14 protein-coding genes and 2 pseudogenes are annotated in these 15261 nt (G+C 70.2%); 7 read left to right on the top strand and 9 right to left on the bottom strand.

The window, feature by feature from the left end; genetic code table 11:
- The first annotated feature begins 418 nt into the window (after nucleotides 1-418).
- Entirely contained in the window at nucleotides 419-1174 is a 756-nt protein-coding gene (locus tag BX266_RS00295) for a hypothetical protein (RefSeq protein ID WP_099896921.1), read from the top strand.
- Nucleotides 1175-1764: 590 nt separating this feature from the next.
- Here the strand turns inward: BX266_RS00295 and BX266_RS00285 are convergent.
- Complete coding sequence (locus tag BX266_RS00285; protein ID WP_143686827.1) at nucleotides 1765-2589, bottom strand: hypothetical protein; 825 nt, start codon at nucleotides 2587-2589, stop codon at nucleotides 1765-1767.
- 706 nt (nucleotides 2590-3295) lie between these two features.
- Entirely contained in the window at nucleotides 3296-3637 is a 342-nt protein-coding gene (locus BX266_RS00280; protein WP_099896919.1) for a hypothetical protein, read from the bottom strand.
- Nucleotides 3638-4502: 865 nt separating this feature from the next.
- Between BX266_RS00280 and BX266_RS00275 the strand changes: the two genes are divergently transcribed.
- The 3 genes from BX266_RS00275 (at nucleotide 4503) to BX266_RS00265 (ending at nucleotide 6634) form a co-directional block, all read left to right on the top strand.
- Nucleotides 4503-4805: a hypothetical protein gene (locus BX266_RS00275; RefSeq protein WP_099896918.1), complete on the top strand. Its 303-nt coding sequence runs from the start codon at nucleotides 4503-4505 to the stop codon at nucleotides 4803-4805.
- A gap of 311 nt (nucleotides 4806-5116) precedes the next feature.
- The gene (locus BX266_RS00270) at nucleotides 5117-5884 is read left to right on the top strand and encodes a DUF6193 family natural product biosynthesis protein (RefSeq protein ID WP_143686826.1); all 768 of its coding nucleotides are present in this window, start codon (nucleotides 5117-5119) and stop codon (nucleotides 5882-5884) included.
- 249 nt (nucleotides 5885-6133) lie between these two features.
- Nucleotides 6134-6634, top strand: coding sequence for a hypothetical protein (locus tag BX266_RS00265; protein WP_099896916.1), 501 nt, complete (start codon nucleotides 6134-6136; stop codon nucleotides 6632-6634).
- A 623-nt stretch (nucleotides 6635-7257) separates the two neighbouring features.
- Here BX266_RS00265 and BX266_RS00260 read toward each other — a convergent pair.
- Nucleotides 7258-7539 (bottom strand): ATP-binding protein, encoded by a 282-nt coding sequence (locus tag BX266_RS00260; RefSeq protein WP_259465020.1) that lies wholly within the window; start codon nucleotides 7537-7539, stop codon nucleotides 7258-7260.
- 111 nt (nucleotides 7540-7650) lie between these two features.
- On the opposite strand from BX266_RS00260, the gene BX266_RS00255 reads away from it, so the two are divergent.
- Nucleotides 7651-8232 carry an IS5 family transposase gene (locus tag BX266_RS00255; RefSeq protein WP_399168726.1) on the top strand — a complete coding sequence of 194 codons (582 nt, stop codon included), beginning with the start codon at nucleotides 7651-7653 and terminating at the stop codon, nucleotides 8230-8232.
- Nucleotides 8233-8435: 203 nt separating this feature from the next.
- On the opposite strand, the gene BX266_RS00250 is transcribed toward BX266_RS00255, so the two are convergent.
- Nucleotides 8436-8858, bottom strand: a complete 423-nt coding sequence (locus tag BX266_RS00250; RefSeq protein ID WP_099896914.1) for a hypothetical protein — start codon at nucleotides 8856-8858, stop codon at nucleotides 8436-8438.
- 115 nt (nucleotides 8859-8973) lie between these two features.
- Between BX266_RS00250 and BX266_RS39525 the strand changes: the two genes are divergently transcribed.
- The gene (locus BX266_RS39525; RefSeq protein ID WP_259464454.1) at nucleotides 8974-9666 is read left to right on the top strand and encodes a CPCC family cysteine-rich protein; all 693 of its coding nucleotides are present in this window, start codon (nucleotides 8974-8976) and stop codon (nucleotides 9664-9666) included.
- A gap of 255 nt (nucleotides 9667-9921) precedes the next feature.
- On the opposite strand, the gene BX266_RS00235 is transcribed toward BX266_RS39525, so the two are convergent.
- Both BX266_RS00235 and BX266_RS00230 read right to left on the bottom strand, forming a co-directional pair.
- Nucleotides 9922-10638, bottom strand: coding sequence for an IS3 family transposase (locus BX266_RS00235; protein WP_107490704.1), 717 nt, complete (start codon nucleotides 10636-10638; stop codon nucleotides 9922-9924).
- Nucleotides 10639-10788: 150 nt separating this feature from the next.
- Entirely contained in the window at nucleotides 10789-11097 is a 309-nt protein-coding gene (locus BX266_RS00230; protein WP_180290324.1) for a transposase, read from the bottom strand.
- A gap of 132 nt (nucleotides 11098-11229) precedes the next feature.
- Here BX266_RS00230 and BX266_RS38000 point away from each other — a divergent pair, with 132 nt between their 5' ends.
- Nucleotides 11230-11562 (top strand): hypothetical protein, encoded by a 333-nt coding sequence (locus tag BX266_RS38000; RefSeq protein ID WP_143686825.1) that lies wholly within the window; start codon nucleotides 11230-11232, stop codon nucleotides 11560-11562.
- 209 nt (nucleotides 11563-11771) lie between these two features.
- Here the strand turns inward: BX266_RS38000 and BX266_RS41075 are convergent, their stop codons facing one another.
- The 3 genes and pseudogenes from BX266_RS41075 to BX266_RS41065 form a co-directional block, all read right to left on the bottom strand.
- Nucleotides 11772-12029, bottom strand: coding sequence for a hypothetical protein (locus BX266_RS41075; protein ID WP_399171193.1), 258 nt, complete (start codon nucleotides 12027-12029; stop codon nucleotides 11772-11774).
- A pseudogene (locus BX266_RS41070) lies at nucleotides 12030-12089 on the bottom strand (hypothetical protein); the annotation flags it as partial.
- Between the two features lie 1058 nt (nucleotides 12090-13147).
- Nucleotides 13148-14665, bottom strand: a pseudogene (locus BX266_RS41065) (BTAD domain-containing putative transcriptional regulator); the annotation flags it as partial.
- Nucleotides 14666-15261 lie beyond the last annotated feature (596 nt).

Below are 15261 nucleotides of genomic sequence, written 5' to 3'. Positions count from 1 at the left end.
GACGTCACCGACTGGCTGCCGCCGGCCGAGGCCTACCGCTGCACCTACCTCACGGACTGGACCGCGGTGAAGACCCGCTGGGGCCTGAGCGTCGATGCGGCCGAAGCCGACACCCTCCACCACCTGGCCGCCGGCTGCCCGAACACCGAACTGACCGTCACTCTCGCGCGGTACCGGCGTCCGGCTGGCCAACGCGCGCTTCGCGGGCTTCGACTCAATACCCGCCCTGAGCCTCCCGCAGCGGGTGCTCTCGACTCGCCCCGCCCACCCAGCGGACGCGCCACCAGACTCTGCCCGGCAGCGCCGCCACCACCTCACCGAGGACCGGCAAGAGTTGTTGCGAACACCGTGTACGGTCGGCCACCGCGTTGGCATGCTGTTCCCACGGGTGGAAGAACGGTAGGCGAGGGAGGACGTAATGGGTGCCTGGGGCTGGACAGTTCTGTTCGCAGTGGCGGCGGTGTTGGCCGCGCTCGTGTGGTGGACGGACCGCTACCCCGGGGGATGGCGGTTCGCGTTCCACCGCCAGCACGCCGACGACCGAGCGCGCCTCCGTACCAAGCGGGGCAATCTGCGGCGGCTGGAACACGAGGCCGCAGGCCGGCTCGCGGCCCTCCGGGCCGCCGTCGACGCGGAACGCTCCGCTTACCGCAGCCGCATCGCCCGAGCCGAGCGCCGTCTCGAAATGCTCCGTGCCCCCGGCCGCGGCACGCTGCACAGCACGATGGGCCCCGTGCAACTGCACGAGCACCGACTGGTCGTCTTTACCGGCGGGGCGACGCACGAGTACCCACTGGAGGAGATCGCGGTCCGCTGCGAGCGGGCCGACGGCACCGGACACCTGCACCTGGTCCTTCCCGACGGCCGACAGCAGGCACTCGACTTCCCCGAGGAAGAGTACGACCCGACGGAACTCACGCAGTTCGCCGCCAGAACGCACGACGCCATAGCCGCTGCCAAGCGCGCCACACCACTCCGCTTGGCCGACATCCCCCGAGCGGAAGTCGAACTCGCCGAAGCCGTCGCCGACACCACCGGCCACGAGCAGGCACTCGAACGGCTGGAACAGGGAAAGGCCGAAGAAGCGGCCGACACGAAGATCCCCGCCGCCCGCCGCGCCCTGGACGAAGAGCTCGATCGCTGGCACAAGATCACCGGAACCCGTCCGCACTGACGGAACCGGCTGTCCCACCACCGGGGCCGACTACAAGGGCGCGCACCGGGCGGGCACGCCAAAGCAGCCATCCAGCACGAAGACGCCTTCATCACCAGCCGATGGCATCGAGGTCGTTTCGGCTGGCCATCACGACAGCGAGGCCGTACGCGCGGGCAAAGCGAACGGCGGCCCCGACTGCGCCGGTAACGTCCCGTGCCGGCGCCCCGGCTGCCACACACGGTTCGACCACGGAGCCCTTTACCTGACCGAGGACCTGCACGTCGTGGAGACGCTGACCGGCACGGTGCGCGGGCTTCTGCGCACCGAACCCCGCCACGAGGTCGGCCTCGCATGCGTCCGCTGGCACAGGGCGCCATGGAGACAGCACATCGCGCCCCCGGGTAGACGCCCGCCCGGCCGTGGCGGCTCGGCAGAGCCGCCGGCCCTGCGCGCCGCCCGTACACTCGGCCCTGCGCGCCGCCCGCGCACTCGGCCCTGCGCGCCGCCCGTACACTCGGCCCGGCTGGAGCACTGAAACCCGCCTGGAGCGTATCCCGCAGGGGAGGGGGAGGCCGATCCGTCGGCACCGCACGGCAGGTGACGCAGCTTCAGCCGAGCACCATGGCCGTCGCGTGCGGGGCGGTCATGCCGTCCGGCACCGCGGCGAGCCGCCCCGCCAGGTCCTTGCGGCCGGTGGCACGTTCCAGTTCGGTCAGGTAGGCGACCGCCTCCTGGTCCGAGTCGAAGTCCCAGACGATCAGCCGGTGCACCATCGCGACCGCCATCACCGGCGCCAGCGGTCCGCCGCCGGTCACCCGCCGCCACTGCGGGATCAGCCGGCCCAGCTCGGCGCGGGCCTCGGACAGCGTGAGGCCTTCGTCGCCGACCGCCTGCTCGATCACCGGGACCAGCTGCATCAGTTCGCCGACGGCGGTGAGCACGTCGCCGGTGCGTCCAATGTTCACGGCGAGCTGCACGTGTGCAGTCAGCGCCATCGGGTGCTGCGGGCCGAACTCGGCGTGCAGCAAAGGCAGCAGGTGGCGCAGGCGGAGGGCCGCGTCCGTGCTGTTCCCGGCGTTTCCGATCGCGAAGGCGAGGTCCGCCTGTGCGTGAAGGGTCTCGCGGTCCGCTTGGCCGAGTACGTGGACCATGTCCGCCGACACCTGCCCGAGCAGGTGGACCGCGGCGGCCGACTCACCGGACTCGTTGCGGATCTGGCCGAGTTTCCGCCATGCCACCAGCGTGTCGCGGTCGTACCGGCCCAGCAGCGACGTCATCTCGCGGGCGACCTTGTCCAGCAGGTGGATCGCGCCTTCCGGCGACGGCGCGTCGAACGCGCCGTCCCGCAGCCGCACCAGAAGCGCCCGCACCTCGGGCGCCACCTCGACCGGCTCCGGCGCGGCACCGAAACTCCCCACCGGCGATTCCGTCATCCCGGTCCCCTTCCCCATTGCCGAGCTTCGACGCCCCGCACCCTATCGACGACCGCCTCCGGCGGGCGAAGCGGACACCGCGGAGGGCGGGCCGGGACGGCCTGGGGCCGCAGCACGCGGACGCCGAACGGTGCGGCGATTGGGGCCGGGCCGGGCGTCGCGGCGGCGCTCCCGGCGGCAGCCCCTTGCCGGGGAAACGTTCGGGAGTCGGCCGGACGAATGCGTGCCGTGCCCACCCGCCAGGCCAGGCGCTCAGCTCGGCACGCCGGCCCGTGACGCCCTGAGCTGCCTAGCGCGTCGCTCTTGCGTTGGCAACTTCAAAAGGCCTGTGGCCAGCGGCGGTTCCATACCGCGGAGACCGGAGGAACACCCGACGGTCCATGCGAGAGGGGGTGCCGTCGGTGTCGACCCGGGACCCGAGGGAACAGCTCGGCCGTAATCGCCTTCACCAGACCCCGCGGGCGCCGCGGACTGCCCGGCCAGTGCTGCGGTCCAACTCGACGGGGCATGCGGCCCGCCGCTGTTGTACGTTTCGCGGGTGTGGAGCCACGGCCGCCGCACAATCGGGCCTGGGGGCCCGGGAACAATAAGCACCAACTCGGGGGTGTGGCGGGCCGGTCGGGCCCGGTCGTTGTCGCATGTGAGCCCGGACGTCCGGCCGGCTTGTCCGGGCGCAGCCCTGTGTCTGCCGTCGGGCGGACGGTGTTCAGTTGCTGTCGACGAGTCGGATCGGGATGGCGAGGAGGAGGAGGTTCCCGGCCGTGGCGGCGGTGGGGAAGTCGAAGGCGCTGGTGAAGTCGCCGGTGACGATGAGCAGTGTCCGGTGGGTGCGGACGGCGCGCGTCCACTGGCGGGCGGCGGCGAGCGGGCCGTCGTACCAGGCGGCCCCGCAGGGATCGCGCACGACGAGCCGGGCACCGTCGAACTCGGCCTCCCAGCCGGGCTGTTGCTCGGGCGGGCCCAGGCGGGGCCCGCACCAGCCGTTGTCCGGGCCGGCGGGGCGCGAGGCATCAGGGGGAGCGAGAAGGACCGGGCGGTTGCCGTGCATCAACTCCGGCCACGGAGGCCACGTCCGACTGCTCCCGGTGATCTCCACACCCACCCCGTTCCCTCGCCGTGATCGTGTCGTTCGACGTGTCCGTGCCGGTGCATTTCGGAGCGGCGGGTCGCACGGATTGCCCGGCCCGTCTCCGGCCGCTCCGGTATGAAGCGCTGTCCGCGCCCGGGACCACCGGCGCCGCGTGTGGCCCGGAGGTGGAGCGCGCCGGTTCGCGGGCGGCAGGCAGGCGCCCTTCACCGCTCCAGTCCTGACGCCTTGCCGCCCGCGGCAGAATGACGACCCTTCACGCGACCCGAGGGGATGGGACTGATCGGATCGTCCCCCTCCGACCTTCCTCTGACGGCTTCAGAAGCACTGGATTGTCCAGGACCGGGTCCGGTGGCAGTCCGGGTGGTGGCGTACTGGCGGCCTACCACCGGACTCCCATTGTCAGAGCCGGGCACCAGGCTGGTCGGGTGATCAGTCAAAAGCTGGCTGTGCAGTGCCTGGCCGAGGAGATGCGTGGCTGCCCGGTCCCGATGGTGCCCGAGCAGTTCCAGCGCAAGCGTTTCGCCGAGCACGATTTCGTCTTCTTCGGGCATGTACCGGTGCGCGCCCACAAGCGCGCCAACCGGCGGCAGTTCGACGAATCCGAGGTACGCGCGGCCGGGCGTACGGTTGCCGCACTGTCCTGGAACTCCAACGACCTCGTCGATCCACGGCCACACAACCCCGGCAAGCCAAAGCCGACACCACCTGCTCACCCGGGGTGGAGAGAACAGATTCGTCGCTGGGCCAACCACGCAGGCGCGGTCATGAGGATGAAGAACGGCTGCTCGTGCGGGACACCGCTCTGCCAACGAAGCTCCGATGGGTGGGGACTGCCCTGCGGCTTGACCCCGAGGGCCTGCTCCAGCGCTGCGCCAACTACTCCATCGCCTGCGTGCTTCTGGTCCCCACGCTGGTCTGGGCACACGACACAGGGCTGATCCCGCGCACCCTCGCTCTCGTCCTCGACCAGTGGGAGGAAGCCGAGACCCCACTAGCCGCCGACGGCCACGTCTGCGGTACCTGCGGCGCGCACAGCACGGACTCGGCCTGGTGCACATCCACCACCAACCCCGGACCGAGCAACCCCTCGCCGGAGCCGGTCCGGCAGGTTCGTGGGGGCACCTGACGGACGCAGAGCCGACCCTCAGCCCACTGGCCAGCGGATGACGGTGCTGCGCTCCGCGGCATCGTGTATGTGCTGTGCAAGGGCGTGAGCTGGCAGGAGGTGCGCGGAGCGGACCGGGTGCAGTGGTGTCACAGGCTGGCGGCGGCTGTGGGACTGGATCCAGGCTGGTGTGGGGCCTCGGCATCATTCCCAGAATCGCCCGGCGCGGCGCGGCGTGGCCCACGGCTCAGGGAGACCGTGAGGCCACACAGGATTCCCTGTTTTCGAGCAGCAGGCCGACAGGCTCGGCAACCGCGCGGCATACTGCGCGGATGAGCGTCGAGGCGGGGACAGGCGAGCGCCAACAAGGAGGCGGCGGGGTGCTCAAGGAGGTGTTGAGGTGTACGGCGGAGGGCCTCGGGGTGGTCCTGCCCGAGCCGGATGACGAGTTCTCGGCGAGGTACAGCAGCGAGGAGTCCGGCCGTCGAGTGACGGTGCGTCCGCCCTACGATCAGTCCTGGGGTTCGAGGTTCCTGTCGGTGTATCCGACCGGCGAGCAGTGCGGGGGCTTCTGGATGTCCCTGCAGAGCCGCGGCGTGGCCATGGCCGGCGGGTGGGTCATGGAGCCGGCGGAAGTGGTCAGGGCGACAGCTGCGTGGATGAGCGGTGCGGGGCTGGGGGAGACCAAGGCCCTGGCTCCGGGCATCGAGTACCGCCCGTGGGCCGTGGAGCACGAGCAGGAGCCCCTGGACGCGGTCGAGTTGGTGTGGCACACCAAGCTCGACCGCTTCCACACGTCGTCGTGGGGCCGGTTGCCCCGCACGCACGCGCTGTTGGTGGCCGCGCATGCCCAGCCGACGCTCCGCAGGCTGACGCCGATCACCAGCCACTTCAACGTGTGGTTCTCCACCAGGATCGAGTTCTTCCAGAAGAGACAGACCGGGTTCGGCCACTGGGCAGGGCAGGTGGGGTACGGCCTGTTCCCGCACGACGAGCGGCTGTACGGGGTACGGCGCCGGGGCGGGGAGCTGGTCGCGCGCACCGAGACGCCCGAGGAAGCCGTCGCCCTCCTGGTGGCTGCGCTCCCGGACCAGTTGTAGCGCGATCGAACTCCGGCCGCGATTCCGTGAGCGATCACGATGTACTGCGGGGCGGACCGGGACGGCGCAGTCCGCAACGAAGCCCCTGCCCGGCACCCGGTGCCGAACAGAAGATCGTTCACGGAATCGCGGTCAGAGCCGTGAAATCGGCCAGGTGTGCTTCTCTTCCTCACTTCGTCCGGGGTTCAACTGAGTGGGGAAGGTGGGGAGCGATGAGCGTGTCGGTGGAGGCTTCTAGGGTGTGGGGTCATGGGGTTCACCGGGTCTTTCTTCGTCGCGCGGTCGGGTCGGCCGCTGCTTGAGCATCCTGCGATCCTGGAGGCAGGTGGCGATCCGTATGCGTGGTGGCGAGCCGGTGAGTGGCAGATGCTGCAGGTGTGGCCGGGCGGCGATCCCGGCAACTCGATCGTGGAGGACACAGGGGCGCCGGTGCTGGCGGCGCATGTCATGGACGGCGACTTCGCGGCCGTGCAAGCAGCCAGTCCGGGCGGCCTGAGCTGGAGATGCGCGCTGTCGCCGGAGATGGCTCGGGAGTACGAGTTCCCGGAGGAATGGATCGGCGATCCGCGCGAGGTCGCAGAGGTTGCGGTGGCGTGGGCGATGGAGGCCGGGTGTCAGCCGGATCCCGATGCCGTCCTGGCGGCGCTCGTCTCGGAGGCGAAGCCGGCGGATGCGCTCGTGCCGGTCCTGATGTGTGCCTTGGGGTTCGGCTTCACGGAGGAGATCTATTTGGCGGAGGCTGGCGAGTAGTCGCGGGCTGCCGATGTGTGGTGATGCTTTGGCTGGTGGCGCCGACCGAAGGTCGGCGCCACCAGCCGTTTGATGGACGGGGGTCACGATCGTCGGAGAGGGACGATTTCTGGAACGCGGCCGGGGATCGTCGGGCGGGCGGGCGGCTTCGGGGGTGGCCAGCAGCGCGACGATGGTGATCGGCTGGTCGCAGTGGGGGCAGTTGCGGGTCGCGGGCCGGCTCCAGCGGGTCGCGGGCCCGAGGCTGGTGGCGCGGTGCGGGCCGCTGGAGCGGTGCGGACTGGAGGTCGGTCCGGGCAGGCGGTTCAGGCCGGGGAAGGACGGACTCGCCGAGGCGAAGGGCCCGTTCCTGGTTGCGGTTCAGCTCTCGCCGCAGTTCGGTTTCCTTGCGGCAGTCAGGCGAGCAGTAGACCTGGCGGTGGCTGGGGTGGCAGGTGAATTCGCCGCCGCATTCCGGGCAGGTCTTGACCGCCATGACGAGCTGGGGTTTCTGGCGGCTGGGCCGGCAGGCGGGCGCGCAGTACTCCTGCCGGTCGGTGCTGTCGGGTGTGAACTCGCTCTTGCAGGTCGGGCAGATGCGGGCGGACCTGGCCTGGTGCGGCCCGGGAATCTGGTCAACGGGCTCAGGAAGCACGGGAGTTCACCCCCGCGTGAAGGTTCTCGGCCTGGCTCTGGTGGCCGCGCAGGCGGTAGGATGGCCCGTCGATGCCCGCGACGGCCGCCCGGTGCAGGAGCCGGTCGAGCATCGCGGCCGCGACCGTGGCGTCGCCGAACGCCCCAGCCCAGTCAGCGATCCCGACGTTGGTGGTCAGGATGGTGCTCGACTTCAGATACCGCTGGTTGATCACCTGGAACAGCGCGGAGGCGCCATCCTCGGGCAGCGGCAGATAGCCGAGCTCGTCCAGCTATGCCGATATCCGCATAGATTGACCTATGCCGAGACCGCGATTATGCCGATCTGAGACCGTGTTTGAGATCTGCCGTGTCCCGTTGCTGAGGCGTTCGTTGAGCACGCTGTGAGTGGTGTTGGGGGTGGGTATCCGTCGGATCTGACGGATGAGCAGTGGGAGTTGGTGGAGCCGTTGCTGCCGCCAACGCGGGTGGGTCCGAAGGGTGGTCGTCGGGAGAAGCATCCACGGCGGCGGATCGCGGATGCGATCTTCTACGTGGTGCGGACCGGGTGTTCCTGGCGGCAGCCGCCGAAGGACTTCGCTCCGTGGCCGCCGGTGTACTGTTACTTCACGTGGTGGCACGACGACGGCCCCGTCGAACGCATCCACGACGCCCTGCGCGGAAAGGTCCGTGAAGCCGACAGCCGCCACGCGGAGCCGAGCGCCGGGCTGATCGACTCGCAGTCCGTCCGCACCGCCGATACTGTCCCGGCCGTGACCAGGGGCTTCGACGCGGGCAAGAAGGTCAAGGGCCGCAAGAGGTTCATCGTCACCAACACCCTCGGCCTGCTCCTGGCCGTCCACGTCGTCGCCGCCGGTGGACACCCAGCGGGCGCGCCTGCCCGCACCGACGCTTTGGGCCGGGGCGCTCGCGTCGGCCGTCGACCCGACGGTTGGTCAGGTCTCCTAGTCGAAGCCGGCAGTTGACCGTGCCTGGCTCAATCCTGAGGGTACTTCGACCAGTCGCCCCGAAACCGGTAGGCACGGCCGTCACTGACCTCCTTCAGTCCACCGGGGACGACGTCTCCGTGGTACGGGTACTGTTCCGTCACCGCCGCCAGCAGGAACTCCAGGAATCCGCCCTCGAAAATGTCCCACTCCCACATCGAATGGAACTTGGCGGCGATCGGTCACCGGTCCGGGTCGTGGCCACGCATCAGCCAGAAGAAGTGGTCTGAGTTGAAGTTGCTGCCCCAGTTCAGCAGCCCGCCCTCGACCGGGAACAGCGGGTACGGGCACTCGTCGTAGTTCCCGTCCCGGTAGCACTCGGCCAGCCAGGCACAGTACCCGTACGGTTCGGTCGTGTTGTACAGGAATCCCTCGAAGCCGGGTGGCTGACCGGCCTTGGGATTGGGTGCTTCCGATGGCGTGCAGATGTGCAGTTCGTCGCTGATGCTGACCTTTCCGTACCGGTCCGCGAACGCCCGGTAGTCCGCGGGCAGTTGGAAGCCGATCGCCTCGGGCGCAAGCTCCCACGGGACCGGAACCACGCCGCCCTCGGGCGGCGGCCCGATCACCGCACCGAGCCGCTCCAGCATTCCCTCGATGTCCACGCCCACTCCCGTCGCTCGCCCGTGCCCGCCGGAGGCTATCCGCTGTCGCCGACAGCAGGAGCAGCAGGGGCCGGCCCGGCGTACGAGAGCGGAAACCGGGTTGCCGCAGGTGGGGATGGCCGGCCAGGCTGGCCCGGTGCATAACCGTCGTCCCTGCCCGTGCTGCGGCCATCTCGTTTTCGATGTCGAGGACGGCTGGCCCGGCTCGTACGTCATCTGCCCGGTCTGCCACTGGGAGGACGACCGCGTGCAGTTTCGCTGGCCGTTCTGGCCGGCGGGCGCCAACCGGTTCTCGCTCGTCGAGGCGCAGCAGAATTTCCGGGCCTACGGCGCGTGCGACCAGCGCGAACGGCGGTTCGTCCGACCGCCGGCCGACGACGAGCCGCTGGATCCCGCCTGGCGCCCGATCGACTTGGCCACGGACTCCTTCGAGGACTGGACCGCGGTGCCTCGGCCCTGGCCCGCCGACGCGTCAGTCCTGTGCTGGTGGCTTCCGTCGTTCTGGGGACGCCCCGAGGATCCGGATCCAGTGGTGGAGCAACAGGTGACGATCGACGTCGGCCCGGTCGGCAGCGAAGAAGACCTGCACGAAATCCTGAAGCAGAAGCTGCAGTTCCCTTCGTTCTACGGCATGAACTGGTCCGCGTTCCGGGACGCGATCACCGGCCTGGTCGACATGCCATGCGAGCTGCACTTCATCCGCTGGGCTGAGCTGGAACGCCGAGCGCCGCAGGCCGCCGCCGCGCTGCGCCATCACCTCACCAGGTACAGCGCCGCCACTGCGGGGTTCGTCGTCGATTACGGCTGAGGGGTCGGCAGTCGGGGGCGCGCGGTCCTGCGGAGCTCGCGAGCTGGCGGTGCCGGGTGGGGCTGCGCTTGGCTGGGACCCTGTTCGCCAGGTTGTCGCAGGACTTGGCCAGAGTCCGGTCCCCGCCGGAGGCGGCGGACAGTGATTGGTACCGGCTGCTCAAGTCGAGTGGCCCCGCAGGTTGATGGCCCGCCACCGACATCCTGCTGGCACGGTGAGCTTGCTCCGCTTTGACGGACACCTTTGGTGTGGTGGTCAGGCCGCGAGGACGGTCTCGTACTCGGCGGGGCTGCGGCAGCCGAGGCTGCTGTGCAGCCTGCGTATGTTGTACCAGCCCTCGATCCACTCGAAGATCGCGGAACGGACAGCCGCCCGGCTCGGCCACGTTCGGTCGCCGACCAGCTCCCGTTTCAGGGTGGCGAAGAACGACTCGGCGAGCGCGTTGTCCCAGCACTGCCCAGTCCGTCCGACCGACAGGCGGGCGCCGAAGTCACTTGCCAGAGAACCGAATTCACGACTGGTGTACTGGCAACCGCGATCCGTATGGATGATCACCGGACCCGATGGGCGGCGGGTCCGGCAGGGTGCCCGCAGGGCATCGGCGACCAGTTCGGTCCGCAGATGGTCGGCGGTGGCCCAGCCGACGACACGACGCGAGGCGATGTCGATGACCGTGGCCAGGTAGAGCCAGCCCTCCTCGGTCGGGATGTACGTGATGTCGCCGCACCAGCGCGCATCGAGGGCGGTCGGGTCGGGCTGGAAGTCGCGCAGGACCAGGTCCGGCCGGGTGGCCGCCCGCGGGTCCGGGATCGTGGTGCGGTGGCGCCGGCGGCGGTGCCGACCCTCAAGGCCTGCCTGGCGCATCAGCCTGGCGACCCTGCGTCGTCCGCACCGGTCGCCGCTCTGCTGGAGCTGGGCGTGGACGCGTGGGGCTCCGTAGCTTCCCCTGGAGTCCGCGTGGATCTCGGTGATCTTCGAGGTCGGCTCGGTGTCGCGGACGGCGCGGGGACCGGGCTCGCCTTGCGGCGGGCGTAGAAGGCGGCACGGGAGACCTGGAGCAGTTCACACGCTCGTTTGACGTTGTGCCCTGCCTGCTCTCCGCCTCGATGAACGGGTGGACCGTCACCGGGTCTCCTTCGCGAAGAAAGCCGTGGCCCGCTTGAGGATGTCCACGTCCTCGCGCAGGCGGCGGTTCTCCCGCCGCAGTCGGGCCAGTTCCTCGCGCTCGTCGCTGGTCAGGCCGTCCCGTTCGCCAGCGTTGACCTCGGCCTGACGGATCCAGTCGCGCACCGCGGTCTCGGTCAGGTCGAAGTCCTTCGCGACCTGACCGATGGACCGGTCGCCGCGCTGGCACACGTCGACGATCTCGGCCTTGAACTCCGGCGTGAACGAGCGCCTGGGCCTCGGCTTCTTCTTCCCCATGCTCTCCATGATGGACATCATCCTTCCGAGGCCGAAGCCCCTGATCAGGAGTGTCCGTCAAAGCGGATCAAGCCCACGGTTCCTGCGTCACGGGTCTGGTGACGCCTTGTCAGGGCTCCGGATCCCGGCAATGATCAGCGGGTGGGTGTGGTGCTGGAACGAGGAGTGTTCGAGGCCGTTCCGCTGGGCCTGCTCCTTCCGGGCAGCCCGGCTGCCCTGGTGGCGCGACTGCGGGTTGCCGGGGCTGCGCTCGACTCGGCCAGACCTGTCGGAGATGCGCCGACGTGGTACTGGCAGCCGGAGTACGCCGCCTTTCCCGGGCACGACACGGCACTGGTCCCGCTCGTCTTCTCGACCTCCGTCACCGTGGACAACAGGCCCGGGGACAGTGACTGGACGAAGCTCGAACTCGACGTCTGCTGGACGCGGCAGGGCCGGCTGGAGGTGTCGGCGCACGTCGGCCTCGCCTGCTGACGAGCTTCGGGCCGGAGCACCACTCACCGGCAGCTCACGCAGCCACCGGTTCACCACGGCGGCCGGACGCACCACCGCAGGACCGTCTTCGAACTGGAGGTCGTCGTCGATCAGGACCGGCATCCCCTCCGGGATCAGCGGCCGGGGGGAACAGAGAGCGGACCTGGCCGTTTTCGCGGATCCTCATCAGGGGTGGACTCGCGCGATTGTCAGGCTGGCGTGGGTCGGAGCCGTCGGACTTCGGCGAGGCCTTCCGCGCCCTCCTGGACGTAGGCGGGGAGTCGGTGTTCGCGCGCGAGGCCGATGGCGGCTCGGAAGCACGAGTCGGCTTCGTCCCAGCCTCCGAAGTGAAGGTGGACGCGGCCCGTGATCAGGAGGCAGTCGGTGACGCCGTCGGGGCTGTCGATTTTCTCGTTGATGCGGCGGGCTTCGTCGAGGGCGGCCAGTGCTTCGTCGCGTCGGTCCAGTCCTCGTAGGCTGTCGCCGAGGTTGGACAGGGCCACGGCGGTGTTGTACGGGTTGCCGTGCCGCCGCCAGGCGTCGACCGATTTCCTGAAGCCCGCCTCGGCCGACGTGAAGTCCCCAGCTTCAGGTGGAGGGAGGCCATGGTGCTCACCAGGAGGTCGTCGTCCTCCGGGACGCCGCGTTCGAGCGCGCGCCGGGCGTAGGCCAGGCCGGCCTCGGGCTCGTCCATCATGCTGTGCGAAAGGGCGAGATTCTTGAGGACGTTCACCGCGATGTCGCCGCGTCCTGCCCGCTCAGCCCGGTCGAGAGCAGCCGCGAGCGCCTCTATCGCTTCCGGGAATCGGTCGGACATGCCGTGGACCACGCCGATCCGTTCGAGCATCAGGGCCTGGCCGAGGAGGTCACCGCTCCCTTCGGCGCTGTGCAGCGCCAGTTCGCGGCATTCGTCGGCGGCGCCGGTCCACCAGCCGGCGGTCATGTAGCCCGAGAGCCCGTAGGCGATCCGCCAGGCCAGGTCTGGGCGGGAGGAGGCCGCCGCGTGACGGACCACCGTGGTGATGCTGCTCAGCTCCTGGGTGCACCAGGCCGTCACCTGCGGCCCGCCGGTGAAGTCGGGCGGTGCCACAGCGGGCTGATCCGCCAGCACGGCGATCCGCCGCACACCCGGAAAGAGAGTGTCTGCGGCGTGCTGCAGCGCAGCGCAGTACCACACCATGAGCCGCACCGGCGCGGCGTCGCTGTCCTCGTGACTGTCCTCCGTGACGGCGGCCTCGGCGGCGAGTTCGCCGAGCAGGTCGTGGAAGCGGTACCTGAGGGGTTCGGGGCTCTGCAGGAGCTGGTAGTCGACGAGGGTTTCCAACAGTTCCGCCGCGACGTGTTCCGGGCGATCGGCCAGAGCCGCGGCCTGTTTAATGCCGAACACCAGGCCCGGCAACAGGCCCAGCAGGCGGAACAGGCGGGCCGCATCGCGCTCCACGGGGTCGTGGCTGTCCCGCAGCGCCAGGTAGCTGGAGGCCAGGGTGGCGCGTACGGACAGGTGTCCCGCCGACAGGGAGCGCAACCGGGAGCCGTTGCCGGTCAGGTGGTCGGCCAGGACGCCGAGTGACCACGTCGGCCGGGCGGTGAGTCGCGCGCTGGTGATCCGCAGCGCCAGCGGCAGTCCGCCGCAGGCCGCGAGGAGACGCAGCGCGTCGTCGGGTTCGGCGTTGACGCGCTCGGCACCGCACACCCGGGCCAGCAGGTCGCGCTGCTCGTCGACGTCCAGCGGCTCCAGGGCGACGTGGTGGGCGCCCGGCAGCGCAGTCAGGGCGGTCCGGCTGGTGACGAGGACGGCGCAGCGGCTGTGGCCGGGAAGGAGGGGGAGTATCTGCTCGGCGTCGCGGGCGTTGTCCAGGACCAGAAGGACCCGCCGGTCGGACAGGACACTTCGCAGGCGGCCGGCACGGTCGTCGGTGTGTTCGGGCAGCGGAGCGCCCAGCAGTTCCGGGTCGAGATCGCCGAGGAAGCACGCCAGGACGTCGTGCGGGTTTCGTGGTTGGGCGTTGCCGAAGCCGTGGAGGTCGACGTAGAGCTGCCCGTCCGGGAACAGGTGCCGCACCCGGTGCGCGGCATGGACGGCCAGCGCCGTCTTGCCCACGCCGCCCATACCGGACACGGCCAGCAGGCACGCGCCACCGTCGGCTGCGACTGCTTCCAGCCTGTCCGTCAGCGCGGCCAGGACGTCGGCGCGGCCGGTGAAATCGAAGACGTCAGCTGGGAGCTGCGCCGGCGCTGGCCGTGCCGACGCATCGGCGCCGGTCCCGACGGACGCGGACGTCGCCAAAGGCTCGGGATCGACGGTGGGAGCGGCGGCCTTCGTCGGGACGGCGGCAGGTGCCGGCGGCGGGAGGAGGTCGGGGTCTGCCCGCAGGACCTGTTGGTGCACGGTGAGGAGTGCCGGTCCCGGGTCGACGCCGAGCTCTTCGGCGAGGCGGGTGCGGATGCCGTCGAAGGCGTTGAGTGCCTCGGCTTGGCGGCCGTTGCGGTAGAGCGCGGTGACGAGGTGGACGTGGAGGGACTCGTGCAGGGGGTGGAGGGCGGCCCAGCGAGTGAGTTCCGCGAGGGTGCTCGCGTGGCGGCCGAGGTTCAGCTCGGCCTCGAAGAACCACTCGGCCACCTGGAGCCGGGCTTCTTCGAAGGACCGGACAGCAGGGAGTGCCTGCTCGGCCACCAGGGGAAGGTCGCCCAGTGGCGTGCCGCGCCACAGGTGCAGTGCGGCATGGGCAGAACTACTGACGCCCTGCCAGTCGGCTCGTTGCCGGGCGGTGGCGGCGGCGGCGACCGCCCGGGTGAACTCCTCGGTGTCCAGCTCGGTCGGACCGATCCGCAGCAGATAGCCGGACGGGACGGTCCGAAGGCGATCAGTGCCGCCCGGGCCGAGGAAGCGACGCAACCGAGCGATCTGATTGGTGAGCGCGGCCGATGCCGTGGGTGGAGGACTTGCGCCCCACAGTGCGTCGGTCAGTCGTTCGCGGGAGACCGGCCGGTTCGGTGTCAGGAGCAGCGCCGCGAGCAGGGCGCGACCGTGCGCGGAGTGCAGCGTGAGCGCAGCGCCTGAATCGTCCTGAACCCTCAGGTCGCCCAACAGACCGAATCGCACGTACCGCACGCCTCCGATTGCCTGGACCGGCCCTTCCCAGGAGCACTCGAACTAGTGCCCACGCCGCCGTGTGCCGAGCTGATTATCCATCCGTTGTCGGGACGTTGTCGCGCGGGTTTCAGCCTGCGGACAGGCGCTGTCGAGCAGTTTGCGGGCGCCGGGACGACCGTCGAGCCGGCGAGCGCGGGACACCCGGGCAACCCCCGAGGCCTTGCCGCCGCAACTACGCACTGCTGTCCCGCCCAGCCCGGGTGCCGATCGCGCCGCTACGCGTTGCTGTCCAACCGATCGTTCGCGCGGAGTTCGTTGTCCACCGCCCGCCAAGGACTGTTCGCAAGCACGAGCGTCTGCTCGGTCCGGGCTCTTTGCGGGCCCGTCGACTCCGTGCCCACATGTCCCAGAACCGATGCGTGCGAAGCATCGTGCTACCTCCGCTGCGCCCTGCCGTCCCTCTGCTCGGTCCCTCCCAGCCCAACTACTTCGGGCCGGCCTTGCCGGCCGCTCCATGGCACACCCGCGCGCTGGCCCGTCCGTTCCAGACCGGCAGGCCGTCACAGCGCGGCATGCCGCGAACTCGTGCCCCGGCAGACGAACCG

The sequence above is a fragment of the Streptomyces sp. TLI_171 genome, from assembly GCF_003610255.1.
GTDB lineage: Bacteria > Actinomycetota > Actinomycetes > Streptomycetales > Streptomycetaceae > Kitasatospora.
Note: the sequence above shows the minus strand (reverse complement) of the source record. Positions and strands in the feature narration are given on the sequence as shown.